We start from the raw sequence: 21363 nt of genomic DNA, 5'->3' as shown, positions 1-21363 counted from the left end.
GACAAATACGGACTAATTATCAAGCCCGAGCCGTTTCATTTTTCTCCACAGAGAGCCTCTATTCAAGCCCAGCAATTCTGCCGCACGGGTTTTGTTGCCTTCTGCCTGTTCCAGAACCCAACGCAGGTATCGACGCTCATTATCTTCAAGCGACACCACGTCATCGAACTCAATAGGCGAAGCCGGCACTGTTGACCGGAGCAGTTTATCGCCCCATAAATCAGGCGGTAACTGTGCTACGCGAATAACTTTTCCGTTACATAGCACAACGGCACGTTCCATTAAGTTTTCCAGTTCACGAACGTTACCGGGAAAAGCATATCCAGACAGAATATTCAGCACTTCATCATCAATATCTGTAATTTTTTTCTTAAACACAGACGCAAATTTGTTCACAAAGAAGCCTGCCAACAGCGGTATGTCATCTTTACGTTTACGAAGCGGCGGCACATCAAGCGTTATAACATTTAATCTGTAATACAGGTCACGGCGGAATGTTCCATGCTCCACCATGCTCAATAAATCTCGGTTTGTTGCTGCGATAATGCGCACATCAACCGGCACTTCTATTGTTCCGCCAACTCGGAGTAGCTTTCTAGTTTCAAGTACTCGCAACAAGTTCGCCTGCATACTCAATGGCATATCGCCAACTTCATCCAGAAAAAATGTACCGTTATCCGCAGATTCAAGCAGACCTTTTTTCGCGCTATGAGCACCGGTAAATGCAGATTTTTCATGCCCGAACAATTCGTTCGCAAGCAGCTCTTCATTAAACGAGGCACAGTTAATGGCGAAGAATAAATTCTTTCTTCTAGGGCTTCCCATATGCAGAGCTTTAGCAACAAGCTCTTTGCCTGTTCCTGTTTCGCCTTGAATAAGCACCGTGCACCCCACAGCCGCAACTTGATCTATCTGACGCTTCAGAACATTAATCGGCGTACTATGCCCCACTATTCTATCAGAACCGGAAGTTCCCAGCTGCTGTCGCAACATGGCTACTTCTTCTTTCATCCGCTTCTTTTCCAGCGCCTTCTGCGTCATCAAACTCACTTCATCAAGACGAACCGGTTTTGCAAGATATTGAAATGCACCTCTGCCCATTGCCTGCACGGCATTATCTACAGTGGCGTATCCTGTCAGCACAATAACCTCTGTATCCGGAGCCTTGGCCTTAATAAACTGAAGCAACTCCATCCCGCTGATGTCGGGCATACGCATATCCGTCAGCACAACATCGTACTGATATTTTTCTACAGCGGCCTGTGCCTGCGCACCGTTTTCAACAGCTGTGACTGTTGCGCCCTGTTGAGAGAGTACATGCGCTAAATTTTCCCGAGCAATTAACTCGTCTTCAGCTATTAATATCTTCGCTTCATTCATAACGCCCTACATATGCTTTTGAGCCGAACACCACCGTCGTGATAACGGTAGCTGCCAGCCGCTTGAATGGCTCTTTCAGGCGACACTCTCATCGCTGTTCACCAGCGGTAAGTCTATATAAAATCTGGAACCGACGCCGAGCGTGCTTTCTACGCGGATTTCTCCATCAAGTTCTTCTATTATGCCGTATGCGACAGAAAGCCCAAGTCCCGTGCCCTCACCCACATCTTTGCGTGTAAAGAACGGGTCAAACACCTTGGGCAAATCAGCGTCACTAATCCCCCTACCGGAATCAGTTACAACAAGCGTTACAGACTCCTCAGCATGTTCTTCCAGTACGGTTATCGTGATGAACCCCGAAGTATTCACCTTCATGGCTTGAATAGCATTAATGATGAGGTTGATCAGCACCTCACCCATTCTCTGTGGATCAATATGCACAAAGATATCTTCTGGCACATCCACTTCCAAAGTCACTCCGGAAGGAACCTGTGACGAAACAAGCCGTACAGCATTCTCTACAACAGTCTTCAACGACACAGTACGCACGGACAAATCTGCACAGCGTGCAAATTCAAGCAACCCACGGACAATATCCCGCGCACGCGCTGTTTCTGTTTCAATATTATCAAGAAGCTTTTTAGCGAAGGGATCGATGGAACTACTCAGCTCACCTTGCAAAATTTGCGCAGAAGTAGAAATATTGTTGAGTGGATTATTCACCTGATGGGCGATACCGGCACTGAGCGTACCGATGGATGACATTTTCTGAGCCTGAACCAGTTGCGATTGGCGATGTTCCAGTTCAGAAACCATACGGTTAAAAGCGACCTGAACTTGTGCAATTTCATCATGCACATTTTCCACTTCAACAGGTGCAAAGTTACCTTGCGCAATTTGTTTTGTAGTCTCTTCAATAATCTTAAGCGGACTCACAATTCGTTTGGAGATAAAATACAGGGTGCACAGGAATAAAAAAGTCACTGTTAAAATAGAAAAAAGCAACTGCTTACGCAATTGCCTGTTAATTTTGAGAATATTTTCGCGTTCCAACGTAGCAATACTCTGCGCCTGAATAACCAGTTCCTGCCCGATTTCACGCAGCTTTACTATCTCTGCCTTCAGATTCCGACCCTGTTGTGTTGCAACAGTATACATGGAAATGATGCCTGCCCGATAAGCAGAAATAGTTTTCTTCAGCTTAATTATATTGCCGATCATGGTTGCATCAAAATTCAAATCAGAATGCTGATTCAACAACAGCAGCGTATTTTCTATTTCCTCAAGGGCGAGATCATAGCTGCTTTCCTCTCCATACAGCAGGTAGTTTTTTTCCTGCCGACGGAAATTCAAAATAGAACTTTCCACATCATCAATAAATTCAACTGAATATGTTTTATCCTCAACAAGAAGTAATTGCTTATAGGAGAAGTAGGTCTGCCCCCCTAAGCAAATAGAAAGGATGAGAAAGCCTGCAATAATCCGCTGTCGAACGTTAAGTCTCAGCATCCACCCTCCTGACCGAACCACACAACACATTGAATTTATTATACCTGAATAGAAATATTCTATTGTGATTTTTAGCACAAAGTCAAGGCGCAAGATAATAATCTGAACAGATTAGAGCCCATAACCATGATTAATTTTTTAGTAACCATTCATATATGCAGATTCATCATCGCAAAAGCAAGATTGTACAATACGGCACAATCTACTGGCTATACTTTGCTGGAAACACAAGGAGTATACCAATGAACGTTTCTACAATTGCCAATAATACTGTTTACTTTTCACACAGCTCAAAAAATCTTAGCGATGTTGCATGGATTGATCATCCTACCTTCAAAGGTATTCAGATCAAACATTTGCTTACAAGTGCTGAAACAGGCAACACCTTCAGCTCCCACCTTATTAAGGTTGCCCCACAATGCGGTCTGGAATCTCACTGCCACGAAGAACAAAAAGAGTTGCACGAAATTATAGATGGCAGTGGAGAATGTGTTTTAACCGGAAAAACAATCTGTTATGAACCTGGAGTAATGACAGTAATTAATGAAGGTGAGCCCCATCAGGTGATGGCTGGTACGCAGGGGCTCATTCTGTTAGCAAAATTTTTTCCACCACTTGTATAATTATAGACGTGGGTACGAATGGTAAAAGAGAAAAACGAAGTCCGCATTCTCAATTTTTCTGAAGAATGGGGAATTGAAGCGATATTCGGCAAGCGAATACAAAACACCTTCCAGCGCCATATCCACTCCACCTACCTCTTCGGACTTGTTGAAGCGGGTACACGGAGTATTACATGTGGCGACGATACGTATTGTATTGCCGAGAAAGAGCTGTTCGTATTGCAACCTTCACAGGTTCATGCATGTACGTGCAGTGCTGATCATTGCTATAGCATTCTCAGTGTAACACCTGAAATGGTAGAAGAGATTGTTCCACAACATCTCGGCAGCAAGCATTCCCGCCCATTTTTTCCGGAAATTTGCCACAAAAACGAACACCTTTCTCAACAACTTCGGAACATTTTTGCTCTCATAAAAACACAGGGCATGAATCATCATGCCCTTACTTTAATCCAACAATATATAGCTGCCCTGCTGCAATACCAGCCTACAACAACGCCTAAAGACATTCAGCTCCCTGAGCCGGTGGTAGACAGTGCCTGCCAATTTCTAAAAAAGAACCACGCCCAAAAACTGCCTTTATCTTCCCTTGCAGAACATGCACGTTTAAGCCCATTCCACTTTCAGCGGATCTTTCTAAACGCATGGGAATAAGCCCCAACGACTACCTGCAAGCTCACCGTGTCGCCGAAGCAAGACAACAACTGAGCATGAACATCCCGCTGAGCGAGCTTGCTATCTCGTTAGGCTTTTTCGATCAAAGCCACTTTACACGCACCTTCCGTAAAGTAATGGGCGTTTCACCTGGAAATTACCGCAAAACAAATTCCAACTAGCCCGCACTCTGCCCTTTTTCTGTACCTTTTCTTACATCATAGCCATCATCTTTCCCTTACGATAACCATCGTCCCTTTACATTCCGCGCTATTCAAATTGTCTTTCACGAAAATTATATGGATAGTCACATGGAATGTTGCATAAAAAAAGAATGTAAAACAGATATACATTCTGCTGTTAGATGATCATTTTTCCTAACAGTACAAGTAGTTATATTAAAAAGCCAATTTCTATCCTAACAACCCGAGATCGCTTAAAAAATAAAGAAAAAAATTGCCCATAACCAATAAAAGAACTAAAAGATCCGCTAAGGAGAAAGTATGTATAGATTAGCCACACTCAGCCTTATTGTTATCCTGACTATTTTTGCTTCAGGATGTGGTGCACAGCATCACCAGAAAGGCGTTGGAATTGAAGACGGGAAAAAGCTTACACCTGGTGTAGTGCAAGCTAAAATTCAGAAAGGAATGAGTCAGCCTGACGTTATTGCCGCGTTAGGATCACCTAACATCGTGACAAAAGACTCTTCCGGTAAAGAAACCTACATTTGGGATAAAGTTAGCTCTGCAAAAAGCTATTCTAACAGTTCCAATGGATATTTCCTGTTCCTTCTTAGTGGTGAAGGCAGCGCAGGTGCAGTGCAGTCTTCCCAAAACACACTCACAGTTATCATCAAATTTGTTGAAGGATTTGTAGATGAAATTTCGTATCACTCAAGCAAGTTCTAAACTGCTTCTCGTATCACTTTGTTTAATGTTTCTTGCAGGCTGCGCGCACTCTCCTACACCGCCACCTGCACCTGATCTTACTCAACTACAGATCCGCCAGATGCAGACACGCGAATACTCTGGTGTAACAGAACTGCAAGTAGTTAAAGCTGTTATTGGGGCGCTTATGGATGAAGGCTTCAGTATCAGTTCAACAGACAAAGAATTAGGCGTAATTACTGCCGCTAAAGAAGTTTACGAACTTGATAGCAGCACAAAATTTGCCGCAGAATTTAACCTTGGCGCAGGTGCTGGCACATACCAGACAACACTCCGCTCCGAGGCTTCATCATTTATTAAAACCTACGGAAAAAATGTTCAGGTGCGAATCAGCATCGTACAAAAAGCCGTAAGTAACGCTGGCGGTAATATCTGGTCACAGCCTGTATACAATGCCACCGTGTACCAAAGTATTTTCTCTAAAGTCGGTAAAGCTGTTTTCCTTGAAAAAGAAAATATGTAGCAGCCGCAACACTCTGCCTTTCAGCGTACTTCGCTGAAACTGCTGACAGATACTTTTGAGACAAATTAAGCCTCTCACCAATGGTGAGGGGCTTTTTTTGAACCTTCGCAATACATTGCATATTTCGCATTGGCGATCTTGTCTCAAAAGAAAACCCAAACAGATCAATAGTCCCGCCATCACGGATACTGCTTGAAAAAGATAGCCAGCCTTATTCTATACAACGTATAACGATACTAATTGACACACAAAAAGCAAGACAGCAGTCTAGCGCGACAGGATAACTACATGATTTAAAAGAGGTACACCATGCACTACTACGACCCTGCTGAAGGCTGGTCTAGGGATCAGATTTCTCAAATTCAAGTTGAACGTCTTCAATCAACAATGAATCAAGCTGCAAAAGCACCGTTTTATCGACAGCAGTTTGCAGATGCTGGTGTTACCCCTTCATCCATAACTACTCCCGAAGATATCCGGAAACTTCCTTTCACAACAAAGGACGACCTGCGGTCACAGTATCCAGACAAAATGACCACAGTTCCACGGACTGAAATTGTGCGGATGCACGCATCAAGCGGTACAACAGGTTCGCCGACTGTTATTCATCACACTCAAGAAGATTTGAATAACTGGACAAGCCTTGTTGCCCGATGCCTTCATATGGTGGGAGTACGCCCTACTCATGCCTTTCAGAATATGACTGGATATGGTCTCTTCACTGGCGGCCTTGGCTTACATTACGGTGCAGAACGACTGGGTTGTCTCACTATTCCATCAGGCCCCGGTAATACAGCACGACAATTAAAGCTTATGCAGGATTTCAATACTCATGCAGCCCACATAATTCCATCCTACGCACTCTACCTAGGCGCTTCACTACAGGAACAAGGATACTCTCCTGAAGAACTACCTTTGGAAATTATCGTCACAGGCGCTGAACCACATACGGAAGAAACACGTCAGCGCATTGAACAATTCCTCGGCGCAAAAGCGTACAACTCATATGGTCTTTCAGAAATGAACGGACCGGGTGTGGGCTTTGAGTGCACCTATCAGTCAGGTTTGCATATTTGGGAAGATGCATTCATTGCAGAAATTGTTGATCCAATGACGTTACAGCCTGTTCCTGACGGAGAAATCGGCGAACTGGTTATGACGACACTCAACAGAAAAGCAATGCCGATTATTCGCTACCGAACTAGAGATTTAACGCGTTTCATTACCGGCGAATGTGAGTGCGGTAGAGTCCACCGCAGGATTGATAGAATTTTGGGACGAGCCGATGACATGCTTATCCTCAAAGGGGTGAATATTTACCCGATGCAGGTGGAAGAAGTTTTGATGAACTTCCCTGAGGTTGGAGAGAACTACGTCATTGAGCTTGAAAACGATAGCTTCATAGACCAGATGCGTATCAAAGTTGAAATAAAAGAAGAATACTTTGTAGAAGATATGCGCGTCCTTCAGGGACTTCAGCATAGAATTGCAGACCAGCTCCGCAGCGAGATTCTCATCACACCACGTATTGAGCTCGTACAACGGAACAGCCTCCCGAAATCTCCCGGTAAAGCACAGCGTGTTGTAGACAATCGCTAGCCCCGCTCCATTCGACTATATTTTGCAGAATCCAGACATTCTTTGTGTCTGGATTTTGTATTTACATAGACAAATTCTGCGGCTCGTCCCCAACGATTCAAACGTAACATATACATTACAACGATCACGCCACCATTTAATCTACTATAATGCGGGAGAACCTTTCACCCAAAAAACTACGCTATGCAGTACAATTCGTATATTCCAGACCCCATTCAGGACTACTTAATCAAGATCATTATTGACCTTGGTGATGAGAGCTGGGCTGTCGGTTCCGGATTCATACTGTATTATAAAAACACACAATATCTCGTCACTGCATTCCACAACTTGAGCGGCGGCGTATCTGCTGAAGCCCATTTCAAACAAAAATTTCCGCCCCGTCCATCCCGTATAGAACTCTATTATGCGAACAAATTATTACTGTCGTTCGTTCCATACGTTCACAACAAAAGCTTATTTACAGTGCACCCCGCCGCAACTCATTTACGCGGCTGCGACGTTGCCACACTTAACTTACATGCAATAATTCCGGAAGAAACGACAATCCCCAATTGGAACAACACGCTTGGTTTTCCTCTTGAGTCCAATCAACAGACACCAACACGGCCGCATCATATTGTGACAGACATGTTCCTGCCTGCCGGAAGTAATGCACTGGTGTATGGCTATCCCGGAGGAAGAGACTACAATGGCCGCCCTATCGCTGTCGGAAGTAAAATAGCAGCGTATGATCCAAACGAGCCGACAATACTGCTTTCCGGCTACACATCATCCGGCTGTTCCGGTGGTATAGTCATAGCTCGCGACACAAACGGTTACCTGAAGACAGATGCAAATAACCACCTGACACGTGCCCTCAATTCCTACCCGCTTGTTGACCAACTTCTCGGAGTCTATGCAGGACGACTTGAAGGACTCACCACTGGCTCTTCGAGCTTCATACGTACACACATAGGCGTAGTCTGGACAACGCAAGTCATCCTTGAAACGATCCACGCCCATTGTCACAGCACCTGCTAAGCGCTATTCCGTATCATCCAGATTGTACTTATGCATTTTTTTGTACAGTAGCGGTCTTGATATTCCCAGCAGCTTGGCAGCCTTTGACCTGTTGCCTTCCGCAACACTCAGCGCCTGCGTTACCGCACGCCTTTCTGTATTCTCTACAAGAACAGTCAAACTGAATGGCGCACCGTCCAGTTCGTCATGAGCAGAAGCTGTGCGAGCCTCATTCTCAATAAGAATATTTTGCAAATCGTGCTCTGTAATCTCATTATGCTGAATCATAACCAGCGCTCTTTCGAGCACATTTTTCAGCTCACGAATATTCCCATTCCAAGGACGTGATTGCAATTCTTGAAATGCCATATTTGTCAGACGCTTATGGAAAATACCATTTTTAATGGAAAGCTGACGCCAAATATTCTTTGCCAGCAACGGAATATCTTTCGGACAGTCACGCAATGGGGGAACAGTAATAGGAATGACGTTCAACCGGTAAAACAGATCTTCCCTGAATCGCTTCTCAGCAATCATTTTCTGCAAATCACAGTTTGTTGCGGCAATAATTCGCACATCAACGGTAGTTCGTTTTTCACTACCCAGTCTATCAACTTCCTTTTCCTGAATTACACGCAGCAGCTTTGCCTGTGTTGAAAGAGGCATATCGCCAATCTCATCCAAGAAAATTGTACCGCCGTGGGCTAATTCAAACTTCCCTTTCTTGCCGCCTTTACGTGCTCCGGTAAAAGCGCCTTCTTCGTAACCGAATAATTCGGACTCAAAAAGCGTCTCCTGAATTGCAGAACAGTTCAGGCGAATAAAAGGCCCGTCTGCTCGAGGGCTTAAATTATGAATGCTCTGTGCAAAGCACTCCTTGCCCACACCAGATTCTCCGTGCAGCAACACGGTGGCTTGCGCCATTGCTGCCTGCATTGCCGTCTCTTTTGCCTGCTTCAGCGCCAGCGTCTTTCCCTGAATATTATCGAAAGAATATTCTGTTCCTGCGCTCACGCGACGGACTTCGCGCATGGCTAAGATCTTTTTCTGTAGCCTTTTAATGTTGTCACTAAGCGCAGCAACCTCATCTACATATCGAAAACGAACAATTCCGACAGCACCACGGCACTCGCCTTCCTCCACGATAGGAACACGGGAAACAACATATGTCTTCCCGTTAATCTGCTGCACATCATCGTGTTCACTCACACCGGACTCGGCAACAAGGTGCATACGGGTATTCTCGATAACATCACTTACGTGCATACCCTGCACATCAAGCTTGTCCACATCGTGCAGTTCACAAAAACTGTTATTCACAAAAATAATCTTACCAAAACGATCTACAACCATCAGGCCGTCTGCAGAATAATCTAATACTTTGCTCTGAAACTCTACAAACTGCCACAATTCAGGAAACATATCGACTTGTTGAAACATGAATTCACTCCCGAAACATTTATGTGTAATCAATAGAGACACCTGTCACATATCATTACACCTGCCGTCGGCTTTCATTACACGGACAATTATCCCCTGTATACAAGGGTAATCACCAATATCTTCGAATAAATCATCCCATTATCATCAAGCGGCATCATCCAACTGTCACGCTTTGTAACACCTGCTATCTACAGGACTTTTTCCCAAAACACGAAAACTATAACTCAACCACCCAAAATAATACAGCTTCTCCAAAATTATTTTCTCACTGCAAACCTTGGCATGCTTTATGTAGTGAGTACTTACATCAATTGATAAATTACGTTTTACTAGACAATTATCAACTCGGAGGCAGCAATGGCTAAGACTTTTAAAGAAGTCATGGCAGATGCCGGTATTTCAATGGATTTTCAGGCATGCGGCAAAGCACCTGAAGAAATTGTAGACCGCGAAATTAGAATTGAACCACATCCACGAGTAAAAAAGCTCAAAGATATTTTCATGGAGACTCTCTCCAGTGCGAACAACGAGTTTTCTTACTGGTACACACGTGAGTACATGAAAAACGACGGCGAAATTCCTGTTGTTCGCCGCGCCAAAGCACTCAAGCGTGCCTTCTCTAATTTGACTCCGGTAATCTACCCTGGTGAAAAACTTGTTATGCATAAAGCATCATACTTCCGTGGCTCATTCCCGATGCCATGGTTGTCCGAAGGCTTCTATGTTGCTCAGGAAGAAGCATTATATCAGGAAGCATTGGAAAGAGGTTCTGCCTCCGCTGATGAACATTCCAAATTTGGTCAAGGCGGCGGTAACGTTGTCGCAAGTTTTGGTAATGTAGTTTCAATTGCTGGTAAATTCGGCATGCGTCAGGAAGAAATCCCAGCGCTTGTTAAGCTTGCCAAAATGTGGGTTGGCAAATCAGTCGACGATCTCGGACATAAATACGAAATGATGGTTCCAGACTATAATGTTAAAGAAAACATTATGCGTAACATCGTCTGTATGTTCGACTCCGGCTACACACTTCCGCAGGGTCGTGAAGTAATTAACTACTATTTCCCTCTTGAGTACGGTTTTGACGGCCTCATCAAAATGGCCAAAGAATTACGCGACGAAGTTGCTGGACGCGCAGATGGCGACGGCATGGTCGGCACAAACCGTCTCTTCAACTACCATGCAGTAATTTACGCTATCGAAGGCGTGCAGAACTGGATTCTGAACTACGCTAAAGAAGCACGCAGACTGGAAGCTATTGAAAAAGACGACCAGCAGCGTGCTGAATACTGCGAAATGGCAGAAATTTTAGAATGGATTGCACACAATCCTCCTCGCACCTTCCGCGAAGCATTCCAGCTCATCGAAACAATCCACCTTTCCGTACTGAACGAAGATGCTATCTCCGGTCTTTCTCCAGGACGTATCGGTCAGGTTCTATACCCTTACTTTGAACAGGATATGGAAGCAGGACGCATCACTGAAGATGAAGTACTTGAACTTCTCGAATTAGATCGACTTGTTAAAAGTTCAATTGACTGTTTCGCTTCCATGGGTGTTGTTGGCGGCGTATTATCCGGTAACACATTCAACACCGTATCAATCGGTGGTCTGGATAAAGATGGTCGCGCAGCAACCAACAAACTTGAATACCTTGTTCTGCGTGCTGCTGCTTCCAACGCTATGCCGCAGCCGACTATTGCTCTTCTTTATGATGAGAAATTACCGGAAGATTTCCTCATGCTCGCTGCTGATGTAATCAAAACCGGTGCTGGCTACCCTGCATTCATGAACACCCCTGTTGCTCACAGTTTCCTTATGAAGCAGTACGGCCCGGAAGGTATGACAGAAGAAGAAGCCCGTGCATGGGCTATCGGCGGCTGTCTTGAAACATCCGCATGTTGCTGGAAACCGCTACACCTTAATGACAAAGAGTACTGGATTCCTGGTGGTGCAGGCCAGCCGACTTCCGTTGGTGTCCACTTTGTTTCCATGCCTAAAGTTCTTGAACTCACATTGTGGAATGGTTTGGATCAAAGAACTAAAGAACAGGTTTTTGCACCGCATGGCCGTAAACTTGATTCCTACGATACAATCTGGGATCAGTTCAAGTTGTACTGGCAGAAAGCTTGTGACGTTCTGGCACTTACCAACAACGTACAGCATGATGTTTGGCGTAAAAACAACATGGGCGTCTTCCACTCCATGCTGAAACCGGATTGCCTTGCAACTGGTCATCTCATTAACGAACTTGGCTATCGTTACAATGCAACCTACAACGTAGAATCTGCCGGTACCATCACAACCATCAACTCTCTTGCAGCCATCAAGAAACTTGTTTTTGAAGAAAAAACAGTTTCCCTTGACGGTCTGAAAGAAGCAATGGCAAACAACTTTGGCTTTAGAACAGCGCACGAAGTTAACTCTTTCTCCATTGCTGACCAGCAGAAAAAAGATCTGGATCACGGCGAGTGGGACAAACTCCACTTCCAGTGCCTGCAGGCACCAAAATACGGTAACGACGTTGAGTATGCCGACTCCATCCTGCAAGACTGGGAAAACTTCTTCTGTCCGGATTGTTCAAACTACGAATCCCTTTACGGCCATCCAATGTACCCATGCCAGATCTCAGTATCTACACACGGTGCAATGGGCTCAGCAACCATCGCGTCTGCTGACGGACGTCTTTCCGGAACTACGTTCGCTGATGCTTCCTTGTCAGCATACCCAGGTACAGATCGCAATGGTCCATTTGCATTGATGAGCTCCGCTGCCGGTTGGGATCATTCCCAGTCACAGAACTCACAGCTCAACATTAAGATCCACCCAAGCGCAATTAACGGCGAAGCTGGATCACGCAAACTTATCGACCTTACCCGTGCGTACATGCGTAAAGGCGGCTTCCACGTTCAGTACAACGTTGTTGACTCCAAAATGCTTGTCGACGCTCAGAACAACCCGCAAAACTATCGTGACCTCATGGTTCGAGTTGCTGGCTTTACCCAGTACTGGGTTGAAATTGGTAAGAGCGTTCAGGATGAACTTATTGCACGTACCGAATACGAAGGAATCTAATTATGGAACTTACATATCGTGATACCCGTGAATTTGTACCTGTTGACGTGGACAAAGGACTCGATCGCCTTACTGGTGAATGGGTAAAAGCTGATGCAACAGCCCCTTCCAGCTACACCATGATGCCTAAATGCAAGTTCTGTCAAAACTACACTGAATCTGATACATACATTGGACAGTGTGAAGCCAGCGAACAGGAAAATAAATTCATCGCATACGGTGACATGAATGCTGTAACCTGCGAAATGTATAAATCTAAATAACCAGCCCGAGGCGGGAGCAGAAATGCTTCCGCCTTATAAAAGCAGGAAAAGAATATGCAAGATAAGCGAAAAAAATACGGCTGGTCAGTTGTCGCTGCATCAGGACTGGCTATGTTCTGTCTATTCGGATACCGCGCAACCTTCTCAATCCTTAAGGTGCCTATGAGTGCCGATATGGGTTGGAGTCAGGCTGAGGTAACACTCGGCTACTCATTCATGATGGTCTGTTACGCACTCGCAGCTTTCGGTTGCGGTATGATTCTCGATAAATGGGGCACGAAACCTGTATTCTTCCTTGGTGCAATTCTTGGAGCTGCCGGTTTCTGTGTAACCAGTCAGGTCCATTCCCTGTATGCCTACTATGCCTCCTACGGTATCCTCGCCGGTGTTGCTACAGGTATGCTCTGGGTTTCTTCAACCATTTCCATCCGCAAATGGTATGTAGGTAAGCAATACGCTAAAATGTTCGGTATTGCCTTTGCCGGTGCTCCGCTCTCACAGGTAGTTATGAGTCTGTTTGTAAAACAGAGCCTTGCCGGTGCAGAAGGCGACGCTTGGCGTTCTGCGATGATACTGCTTGGCGGATTAACTTTTGTTTGCCTTATTGCTGCAGCCTTACTCGCCAAAAAGAGTCCGGAAGATTATGGCATGAAGCCATTTGGCGAAGTTCCATCTGCATCCGGCCAGCCTGAATACGTATGGGGTGTTAAAGAAGCATTCTCTACCTATCCAATCTGGGGTGTTGTTCTCACCTTCCTGACCAGTATGCTTGCTGAATTTCTTGTATGGACACAGGTTGTCAGCTACTGGACAGCTGACCTTGGCCATTCCCTTTCAAAAGCCACCAACATGTACATCATCATCGGCATCGTTGGTATTTTCTCCATGCCGCTGCTCGGCATTGTTGCAGACAAAGTTGTTCAGTTCTCTTCCTGTGAAGCACAGGGACGTAAAAAAATGCTCATTTTCGGCCCTGCAACAGGTATTTTCGCATGTGGCTTACTGCTACTTCAAACGCCGGAAAGCACAATTTTAGGCATAGCCGCCTGTTTCATCTTTGCTATCTACTGGGCAATCGTTCCGGGTGGCGTTGTCGGCTACACAGGAGCCGTTTACGGACGAGCGACTCTTGGTAAAATATGGGGACTTGCTACCCTTATAGTAATGGGTATCGGCCCATTCATCGGTCCTCTCATCGGTGGTTACATGAAAGATACATACGGCAGTTACCAGTACTCTATTGTATTTGCCGCATGTGCATTTGGTGTTTCCGTTCTCTTTGCTACCAGCTTGCCGCTTTCCACAGCGCCAGAAGCCAGTGAAGCTGTTTCTGAAGAACTTCCTGCGAACTAGTTCAAGAGATTGTCGGGGAGCTGTTCATTCAGCTTCCCGTTTTAAAAACGTCCACACTGAGAGAGACAAATGTCGCAAGCCCCACTTTCCACCCAACCCGCTCATGATATTAATTCTAACGGTCTTATCTTCGACATTCAGGGACACTCAGTTCATGACGGCCCCGGAACTAGAACAACCGTGTTTTTAAGTGGATGCCCACTAAACTGTCTTTGGTGCAGCAATCCGGAAGGTTTGTTCAGAAAACCTGTCATGATGTATAGAGAAAGCCGCTGTCAATGCTGCGGCAACTGTATAGAGACATGTCCGAATGATGCTGTGGAGTTAGTTGATGACAAACTCAACTTCAATCGCGAATTCTGTGATGTATGCGAAAGCATGGACTGCATCTCTACCTGCTATTACGAAGGCGTAGTTTCAAGCGGTGTTGAATACACCATTGACGAACTGATGCGAATTTTCCAACGCGACAGGCAGTTTTGGGGAAGTAACGGCGGTGTGACATTCAGTGGTGGCGAGCCTCTACTACAACGAAATTTCATTCTCCCAATGCTCAAAAACTGTAAAGAAAGCTACATTCACACATGCATTGAAACCACATCATGTGTCGCAACAGACTTTTATCTCGAAGTAATGAGCTACGTTGACTGGGCATTTATCGATATCAAGCACATGAACTCCGAGAGCCATAAGGCACTCACTGGCGTAGGAAACGAGCTGATTCTTCATAACATCAAGGCAGCAGCCCAAAGTGAGCACCGCGGCGTGATGGTTCCACGTATCCCAGTTATTCCGGGATTAAATGCAAGTGAAGAAAACATCAGAGAAACTGCAAAATTTATTGCAGACATTGGCTTAGATGTTTTGAACCTGCTTCCATTCCACAGACTGGGCGAATCCAAATACCGCCAGCTTGGCACTACCTATGCGCTTGAAGACCAGAAGCCACCTTCCAACGAGGACATGCAGCGCTTCAAAAAGATTGCCGAAGAAGAAGGGCTCATTTGCTTCACAGGTTGGGAAACACCTTTTTAAGACCAATCATACTCATGCAACGACATCATGGAGTGGACAAATGAACAACCAAGATACGCATGACACTTTAATAGAACAAATTGTAGATATTGAACTTGAAATGTTTCAAGGAGCAATTTCCACTATTCATTCACCATGTCAGGAGCGCATTAAAACGTTCCGGAGTATGCGCTGGATGCATCATTCAGTCTCCACGCAGGAAACACTGGAATCACATCTTTACGATATTACAGTCGCAAGAATGCATGGTCGAAATTTAATGACTGAAAAGTATGCCCGCATGGAAAATAAAATTCCTCCTCTCAATGAGCATCCGGCTATTAAGACTATCGCAGCCATTGAAGTTCAATGGATGAGTCAGTTTGCAGCGGAAAAAACCGATGTTTTCAATGGAGATCACGAAGGTTTTACCCGATACATATCCGCAGAGCTTGAAACGCTGTCCAAAAAAACGTTAGACCTCACATTACAATCCACATTGGAAGCCAAAGCTAAGAAACTCAATTTAGTCGAACAGCGGTACAATAACCTCTTTGAACGATACAATATTGAAACAGCGTAACTCAGCATAGCGCCGCTATTCTGCACTCGCTCTTCCAAGCCTAAAAATTCAAAAAAGGCAGCACAAAATTTACATTGTGCTGCCTTTTTTACTGCCAAACAGAACCCGCATGCGCAGTCATGTAGGCCTCTCCAATATTAACTGCGAAGCATCGCTAGCTGCAAAAAATCTTATCAAATTCTTTTTCAGAAAGAATACGTTGGGTCACAAACACGCCATCATTGAAGACTGTGTAGTTTGTATATGGCATACAGTGCGCTTGTGCCTCTTCCTTTGATTCAAGCTTACGAACTGTAATTTTTTTGCCACGCGCAGTTGCCACGCGCACCAAGTCTTCAACGTAGTGCTCTGTAAAAGGACAGGCATTGGTGTAATAGACTGCTAAGCCGTCTTTAATGGAACACTCACCAGACTTAGCCGAAGCTTTAAATGCAGGCCGAGCTCCTTTTTCTGAAAAGCATTTCCCCCACAGCTCAAAATATGGTGGCGCTGTATCCAGCAGTTCAAATCCTTGCTTTTTAAAAAAGCGTTTATCGGACATAAACGGCTGCTTTGTCTTGCCAGTAACTACAATTACTCCGTCCTTGCCTTGGGCATCTGCCATGCATTCTTCAAGTAATTTTTGTCCGTACCCCTGCCCTTTGTACTTACCTGAAACCCAGAAGCAGTTGATCAACAAATAGTTAGGCGCATCAACAGGTACCCATGCATGTTCTGCCGGAACATATTCAATAAAAACCTTACCGCGCACATCCAGCTTTTTAAAAACATATCCATCTTGAAACTGCCCTGCCAGCCAGTCCTTTTTTGCCTGATATCCGTGTGCACATTTCTTATCCGCTATGGCGCAACATATGTGCTCATCATCAATATTTTCTTCAGAAAGTTTAACAATCGACTCCATCCTTCCTCCAAGCTTAACTGCTGCATACTAGTATCATGTCATATATAGAAAAAACAAAAAAAGTACTACTCACAGACAGTTGCAACATCTTATTTGAACACTTTTCTCTTCACATCACATATCCCCATCTTTGCTGGCAGTTCGTACCACCTTGTCCCAGACAAAACATATTCTTCAGACGACGCTTACAGCCTCCATCAATCAGTTCTCTCTTCTTAGAAGGGGTCATACGTTTCTGCAAAAAAGATTAGTCAGTTTCTTGCAAACAAACCATCCAATCGAGTCAGTTACGACTCTAAGAACCAAATTTGGTTCACCCTGTAATGCTTACAACGCGGTAACAACCGCACAGCTGAGTCAATATGCACTCATCTATATTACAACACTATATGATCACACAAACAGCGCTACACATAACCATCTGAATTTAATGAACTAAAGAAAATAACGCAAAGCATCCTCTTGGCATGCCTATTGCTCTGATTATTCAATAAATTTGGTAAGTTAGTTTCGAATAAGAATACAGTCACATTTTATGGCACCACGCTCATATTCTGAACTAATAGGTCCTAAATTTATACGTTCACTTTGCGACCAGATACATTTAAAGCACTCGGCCTTCCCCGACTCTGCCCAACCTGTAGAGCGAACCGTACAAACAGCATTCAAAATAGAGCAGTAACTTCACGTTTATTAGATCGACGATTACCCCGAAGACTCTCGATCTTCCTCCTAATAGACTGGATTACATAACTATTCCCCCCACACGCGCTGTTTCTCTCACACTAACGTCTCGGAGGCATCTATGCGACTGAATTCTCTAAAAGTTAAACTGCTCATTCAAATTTCGGCGTGCATTATCGTACTGTTTGCCGTTTTGCTGACCACATCCATCAGCTTTACGCGCTCAGCCGCCATACGAGATGCTCAAGCCATCAGTTACAAAATTGCACAAGAACAAGTTTTGCTCATTCAAGAGCGATTTAATGACGGCTTCACCATTGGCAGAACTATCTCTCAATCAATCGAGGCTATTGTTAAATCAAACCGCCCTGCCGACCGTGATCTCATTGTTGAAATGCTCCAGCGAACCGGAGAAGCTAACTCCGAACTCTTTGGGGTATGGGCTGTGCTTGAACCCAACGTGTACGGAAAAGATTCTGACAACCTTACGGAGATGACTCACAGCACAGAGCAGGGAGTTTTTGCACCATACTGGAACAAGAAAAATGGAGCACTTGCTCTTTATTCCTGCAATAACTTAGATAAGCCGTGGTACACCTACAGCCGCGACACCAAAGAAGAAAGCGCTTCTGCTATTACCGCGTATAAAGACAGACAAGGTCTCACCTTCACCATTTCAAGCCTTTCCGTACCAGCGATTGTAAACGGAAGAGCTATTGGTGTTGTCGGTGTAGATCTCTCTGCCGATTTCCTCAATAACATTGTGAACCATATTGATGCATTTGACGGTAACAGCCAAATGGCATTGATTGATTCTTCCGGTAAGGTGCAAGCAGCAACAAATAATCCTGATGCCCTTGGAACTCCGTACGACGACATGGTAAAAAGCGGACACCAACTTTTTATTCGCGCTCAGGATGGTGAAACGGTCATCAACGAAACTGACGAGACTCTTCGAGTCCTTATGCCTGTTCAATTCGGTAAGTCTGAAAAACAATGGGTCGTATCTTTCTCTGTTCCCATGAACGTTGTTCTTGCTGAAACAAACAACCTCACCCGCACCCTGCTTCTTACTGGCTTTGCCTGTATTCTGGTTGCCTTTGCAGGAATTTTCTACCTTGCAGGACTTATTTCCCGTCCAATCGTCGACACATCCAAAGTCATCAGCGACATCGCAAATGGTAGGCTTGATTCGCGCTGTGTAGTTCGGGGACAAGACGAAATTGCAGACATGCAGCAAGCCGTAAACACTATGGCAGCCAAGCTTCAAGAGAACATGAAAGAAATTGAAGACAACATGAAAAAAGTTAGCCTTCATTCTGACGAAGCCAAAAAAGCAACAGCACAAGCTGAGCAAGCAGAAAAAGAAGCCCTTCAAGCACATAGTCAGGGCAAACTTGCGGCGGCAGAGCAATTGGAAGTATTTGAACGCGACCTTACAACTGTTTCCTCCCATATGACTGAAAGCGTACGCACAACTGCAGACGGCGTAAGCCAGCAGGACATGCGCAACAGCGAAACAGCCACTGCTATGGAAGAGATGAACAGCACAATTTTAGAAGTTGCACGTAATGCCTCTGAAGCAGCAACAAGCGTAGATACTGTATTCAGTGAAGCAAAATCCGGCTTGAAAGTTGTAGAAGAATCCGTTTCAACCATCAAAAACGTATATTCATTAAGTGAGCATCTAAAGAAAGAAATGGGCGATCTGGGAACACAGGTTGGCTCTATCAGCGACATCCTTAATGTCATCAGCGACATTGCAGACCAGACAAACCTGCTCGCCCTGAACGCTGCAATTGAAGCAGCAAGGGCTGGCGATGCCGGACGCGGCTTTGCTGTTGTAGCAGACGAGGTGCGCAAGCTTGCTGAAAAAACCATGGATGCCACAAGACACGTTGGTGATGCCATCCAGTCTATCCAATCCGGCACCTATCAAAACATTGAAGCTATGACGAACACTGCCAACGCGGTAGAAGCTGCTACTCAGCTCGTTACAGAATCCGGCCATGCTTTTGAGCGCATTGTAGAAAAAGTTACACCAGCAACAGACCAAGTAAGAGCTATTGCCACAGCGGCTGAACAACAATCTTCCGCCAGTGAAGAAATTACACAGGCAATCGAAGAAATCAGTCACATTTCAACCATCACTGCTGAAAAAATGCGTGATGCTGAAAACTCTGTGCGCGACCTCAGTACTGTTTCCGACTCACTCAAAAACATGATTCAGGAACTTCAACAAGGCTAGCACGAGCAGTTCATATATAAGGATGAGGGTTCAAACGCCTCGCTAAAAAGAAGACAGGTAAGATTGTCCTACGACCTTGCATATACGTTCAAGGTAAAGGCTGCCCCCATCTTGCCACTCCAAAAAATTAGGGTCATAGATACAAATCTATGACCCTTTTTTCATGCAAAATTTCATGTGTACACATCATTCCCATACCCTAAACAGCCGCACCTTCCCGCATATGTGTCCCTTCACCACTCGTATTGTCTTGCCTGTTGCAAAACATTTTCAAGCTCAAATTCAAGCACGGCACAAAACTGTTCCTCTAATAATCACACCAAGTTCACAACCAAGAGAACACCTAAAACGGCCTTTGCCAATAGACCAATCCATCACTTGTCTAGATTATCAATAGCAGTCAACGCCCTGCAATATTTGTGTAACAAAGCTACCACATTCACCCCGTAGAACCATCACATCAAAAACAAAAAACTCTGTTTTGAACGGTTCATGAGGAAATGACGTATGCAAAATGTTACACAGGTAACCATTAATAAACAAACACCAGCCATTGCTACAAACGGACTGACCAAAGTCTATCCCAATGGTACGCGTGCTGTTTCAAATGTGTCACTCACAGTGGCATCAAATGAATTCATTTCAATTATCGGGTCATCAGGGGCAGGAAAGTCTTCTCTGCTTCGATGTATCAACCGCCTTATTCGCCCGACCTCCGGAACACTTGAACTGTTCGGACAGGACATCACTTCCGTATCAGGAAAACAAATCAGACAAGTGCGCAGCAAGGTAGGAATGATCTTCCAGCAGTTTCATCTGGTTCGCCGTCTTACTGTTCTGGAAAATGTTCTGGTCGGCCGTCTGCGCTTCAACAATTCAATGTTCAGTCAATGCTGCTCGCTGATGCGCCATTTCAGTACAGATGAAAGAGAAGCCGCCTTTGAATGCCTAAAACAAGTCGGCATCGCACAACTTGCTTTTCAACGGGCAGACACCCTTTCCGGCGGACAGCAACAGCGTGTCGCCATTGCCCGCGCACTGGCGCAGGAGCCGGAAATTTTCCTTGCTGATGAACCAATCGCAAGTCTTGATCCACACAGTGCAGAGGTTGTTATGGATACCCTTCGGGAGATTCATGAAACCCGCGACATTCCGGTTCTTGTAAACTTGCATCATATCGATTTTGCCACTCGGTACGGCAAGCGCATTGTCGGTATGCGCCACGGCGAAGTCATTCACGATGTCTCACCGTTAAATCTTGATGATGACATGATCACAGAGATTTACGGAGCACGTATTAACGAGGCTATGGGCGAGCTTGCTGCTTGTGCCTAGCGTAGACGGGTACCAACTCTTTATTTTTAACATTCTGGAGAAAACTATGTTTCGTCGTTTAGTTGTGAGCATTGTTGCTGCGTTTATGCTTATCTCATTGGCAATGCCTGCCCTTGCTGCCGCCGGACAGGATGCATGGCCTGCAAAAATCCGCATCGGATTTATCCCTACAGAAGGAAATGCAGACATAAAAAAACGGTTCGAACCGCTTACCAGCCACTTGCAAGACATTCTGGGTGTTGAAGTGAGAAGCATTCAGCGCATCAGATTACGCGGGCATCATC

General features: G+C 45.0%; 18 protein-coding genes and 1 pseudogene. 15 read left to right on the top strand and 4 right to left on the bottom strand.

Going from position 1 to position 21363, the window contains the following annotated elements:
- Positions 1-12 precede the first annotated feature (12 nt).
- A complete protein-coding gene (locus tag MKHDV_RS12245) occupies positions 13-1380 on the bottom strand; it encodes a sigma-54 dependent transcriptional regulator (RefSeq protein WP_160715706.1) in 1368 nt (455 codons plus the stop codon).
- A gap of 75 nt (positions 1381-1455) precedes the next feature.
- Positions 1456-2889, bottom strand: a complete 1434-nt coding sequence (locus MKHDV_RS12240; RefSeq protein ID WP_160715704.1) for a sensor histidine kinase — start codon at positions 2887-2889, stop codon at positions 1456-1458.
- Between the two features lie 242 nt (positions 2890-3131).
- Between MKHDV_RS12240 and MKHDV_RS12235 the strand changes: the two genes are divergently transcribed.
- From MKHDV_RS12235 to MKHDV_RS12205, 7 genes are all read left to right on the top strand, one after another.
- Complete coding sequence (locus MKHDV_RS12235; RefSeq protein ID WP_160715702.1) at positions 3132-3512, top strand: cupin domain-containing protein; 381 nt, start codon at positions 3132-3134, stop codon at positions 3510-3512.
- Positions 3513-3530: 18 nt separating this feature from the next.
- Positions 3531-4166 carry an AraC family ligand binding domain-containing protein gene (locus tag MKHDV_RS12230; RefSeq protein ID WP_160715700.1) on the top strand — a complete coding sequence of 212 codons (636 nt, stop codon included), beginning with the start codon at positions 3531-3533 and terminating at the stop codon, positions 4164-4166.
- Entirely contained in the window at positions 4157-4348 is a 192-nt protein-coding gene (locus MKHDV_RS12225; protein WP_160715698.1) for a helix-turn-helix domain-containing protein, read from the top strand. Before MKHDV_RS12230 ends, MKHDV_RS12225 begins: the two co-directional genes overlap by 10 nt.
- A gap of 321 nt (positions 4349-4669) precedes the next feature.
- Positions 4670-5077 (top strand): hypothetical protein, encoded by a 408-nt coding sequence (locus MKHDV_RS12220; RefSeq protein ID WP_216846921.1) that lies wholly within the window; start codon positions 4670-4672, stop codon positions 5075-5077.
- Positions 5046-5579, top strand: coding sequence for a hypothetical protein (locus tag MKHDV_RS12215; protein WP_216846920.1), 534 nt, complete (start codon positions 5046-5048; stop codon positions 5577-5579). Before MKHDV_RS12220 ends, MKHDV_RS12215 begins: the two co-directional genes overlap by 32 nt.
- Before the next feature lie 309 nt (positions 5580-5888).
- Positions 5889-7178 (top strand): phenylacetate--CoA ligase family protein, encoded by a 1290-nt coding sequence (locus MKHDV_RS12210; RefSeq protein ID WP_160715696.1) that lies wholly within the window; start codon positions 5889-5891, stop codon positions 7176-7178.
- Positions 7179-7361: 183 nt separating this feature from the next.
- Positions 7362-8201, top strand: coding sequence for a hypothetical protein (locus MKHDV_RS12205; RefSeq protein WP_160715694.1), 840 nt, complete (start codon positions 7362-7364; stop codon positions 8199-8201).
- A 3-nt stretch (positions 8202-8204) separates the two neighbouring features.
- Here the strand turns inward: MKHDV_RS12205 and MKHDV_RS12200 are convergent, their stop codons facing one another.
- Positions 8205-9620 carry a sigma-54-dependent Fis family transcriptional regulator gene (locus MKHDV_RS12200; protein WP_160715692.1) on the bottom strand — a complete coding sequence of 472 codons (1416 nt, stop codon included), beginning with the start codon at positions 9618-9620 and terminating at the stop codon, positions 8205-8207.
- Positions 9621-9980: 360 nt separating this feature from the next.
- Here MKHDV_RS12200 and hpdB point away from each other — a divergent pair, with 360 nt between their 5' ends.
- From hpdB to MKHDV_RS12175, 5 genes are all read left to right on the top strand, one after another.
- Entirely contained in the window at positions 9981-12695 is a 2715-nt protein-coding gene (hpdB, locus tag MKHDV_RS12195; protein WP_160715690.1) for a 4-hydroxyphenylacetate decarboxylase large subunit, read from the top strand.
- 2 nt (positions 12696-12697) lie between these two features.
- Positions 12698-12958: a 4-hydroxyphenylacetate decarboxylase small subunit gene (hpdC, locus tag MKHDV_RS12190; RefSeq protein ID WP_160715688.1), complete on the top strand. Its 261-nt coding sequence runs from the start codon at positions 12698-12700 to the stop codon at positions 12956-12958.
- Between the two features lie 54 nt (positions 12959-13012).
- Positions 13013-14311 carry a nitrate/nitrite transporter gene (locus MKHDV_RS12185; protein ID WP_160715686.1) on the top strand — a complete coding sequence of 433 codons (1299 nt, stop codon included), beginning with the start codon at positions 13013-13015 and terminating at the stop codon, positions 14309-14311.
- A gap of 69 nt (positions 14312-14380) precedes the next feature.
- The gene (locus tag MKHDV_RS12180; RefSeq protein WP_160715684.1) at positions 14381-15346 is read left to right on the top strand and encodes a glycyl-radical enzyme activating protein; all 966 of its coding nucleotides are present in this window, start codon (positions 14381-14383) and stop codon (positions 15344-15346) included.
- Between the two features lie 40 nt (positions 15347-15386).
- Complete coding sequence (locus MKHDV_RS12175; RefSeq protein ID WP_160715682.1) at positions 15387-15908, top strand: DUF4125 family protein; 522 nt, start codon at positions 15387-15389, stop codon at positions 15906-15908.
- A 154-nt stretch (positions 15909-16062) separates the two neighbouring features.
- Here MKHDV_RS12175 and MKHDV_RS12170 read toward each other — a convergent pair whose 3' ends face one another.
- Entirely contained in the window at positions 16063-16812 is a 750-nt protein-coding gene (locus tag MKHDV_RS12170; protein ID WP_160715680.1) for a GNAT family N-acetyltransferase, read from the bottom strand.
- 805 nt (positions 16813-17617) lie between these two features.
- Here MKHDV_RS12170 and MKHDV_RS12165 point away from each other — a divergent pair.
- The 3 genes and pseudogenes from MKHDV_RS12165 to MKHDV_RS12155 all read left to right on the top strand — a co-directional run.
- Entirely contained in the window at positions 17618-19744 is a 2127-nt protein-coding gene (locus MKHDV_RS12165) for a methyl-accepting chemotaxis protein (RefSeq protein WP_160715678.1), read from the top strand.
- A 507-nt stretch (positions 19745-20251) separates the two neighbouring features.
- Positions 20252-21079, top strand: coding sequence for a phosphonate ABC transporter ATP-binding protein (gene phnC / locus MKHDV_RS12160; protein ID WP_160715676.1), 828 nt, complete (start codon positions 20252-20254; stop codon positions 21077-21079).
- Between the two features lie 46 nt (positions 21080-21125).
- Positions 21126-21363, top strand: a pseudogene (locus MKHDV_RS12155) (hypothetical protein); the annotation flags it as partial.

This window comes from Halodesulfovibrio sp. MK-HDV, from assembly GCF_009914765.1.
Classification (GTDB): Bacteria; Desulfobacterota; Desulfovibrionia; order Desulfovibrionales; family Desulfovibrionaceae; genus Halodesulfovibrio.
Note: the sequence above shows the minus strand (reverse complement) of the source record. Positions and strands in the feature narration are given on the sequence as shown.

Coding starts and splice junctions, on each gene's coding strand:
- MKHDV_RS12245 (WP_160715706.1), bottom strand. CDS start 1,380: ATGAATGAAGCGAAGATATTAATAGCTGAAGACGAGTTAATTGCTCGG.
- MKHDV_RS12240 (WP_160715704.1), bottom strand. CDS start 2,889: ATGCTGAGACTTAACGTTCGACAGCGGATTATTGCAGGCTTTCTCATC.
- MKHDV_RS12235 (WP_160715702.1), top strand. CDS start 3,132: ATGAACGTTTCTACAATTGCCAATAATACTGTTTACTTTTCACACAGC.
- MKHDV_RS12230 (WP_160715700.1), top strand. CDS start 3,531: ATGGTAAAAGAGAAAAACGAAGTCCGCATTCTCAATTTTTCTGAAGAA.
- MKHDV_RS12225 (WP_160715698.1), top strand. CDS start 4,157: ATGGGAATAAGCCCCAACGACTACCTGCAAGCTCACCGTGTCGCCGAA.
- MKHDV_RS12220 (WP_216846921.1), top strand. CDS start 4,670: ATGTATAGATTAGCCACACTCAGCCTTATTGTTATCCTGACTATTTTT.
- MKHDV_RS12215 (WP_216846920.1), top strand. CDS start 5,046: ATGAAATTTCGTATCACTCAAGCAAGTTCTAAACTGCTTCTCGTATCA.
- MKHDV_RS12210 (WP_160715696.1), top strand. CDS start 5,889: ATGCACTACTACGACCCTGCTGAAGGCTGGTCTAGGGATCAGATTTCT.
- MKHDV_RS12205 (WP_160715694.1), top strand. CDS start 7,362: ATGCAGTACAATTCGTATATTCCAGACCCCATTCAGGACTACTTAATC.
- MKHDV_RS12200 (WP_160715692.1), bottom strand. CDS start 9,620: ATGTTTCAACAAGTCGATATGTTTCCTGAATTGTGGCAGTTTGTAGAG.
- hpdB (WP_160715690.1), top strand. CDS start 9,981: ATGGCTAAGACTTTTAAAGAAGTCATGGCAGATGCCGGTATTTCAATG.
- hpdC (WP_160715688.1), top strand. CDS start 12,698: ATGGAACTTACATATCGTGATACCCGTGAATTTGTACCTGTTGACGTG.
- MKHDV_RS12185 (WP_160715686.1), top strand. CDS start 13,013: ATGCAAGATAAGCGAAAAAAATACGGCTGGTCAGTTGTCGCTGCATCA.
- MKHDV_RS12180 (WP_160715684.1), top strand. CDS start 14,381: ATGTCGCAAGCCCCACTTTCCACCCAACCCGCTCATGATATTAATTCT.
- MKHDV_RS12175 (WP_160715682.1), top strand. CDS start 15,387: ATGAACAACCAAGATACGCATGACACTTTAATAGAACAAATTGTAGAT.
- MKHDV_RS12170 (WP_160715680.1), bottom strand. CDS start 16,812: ATGGAGTCGATTGTTAAACTTTCTGAAGAAAATATTGATGATGAGCAC.
- MKHDV_RS12165 (WP_160715678.1), top strand. CDS start 17,618: ATGCGACTGAATTCTCTAAAAGTTAAACTGCTCATTCAAATTTCGGCG.
- phnC (WP_160715676.1), top strand. CDS start 20,252: ATGCAAAATGTTACACAGGTAACCATTAATAAACAAACACCAGCCATT.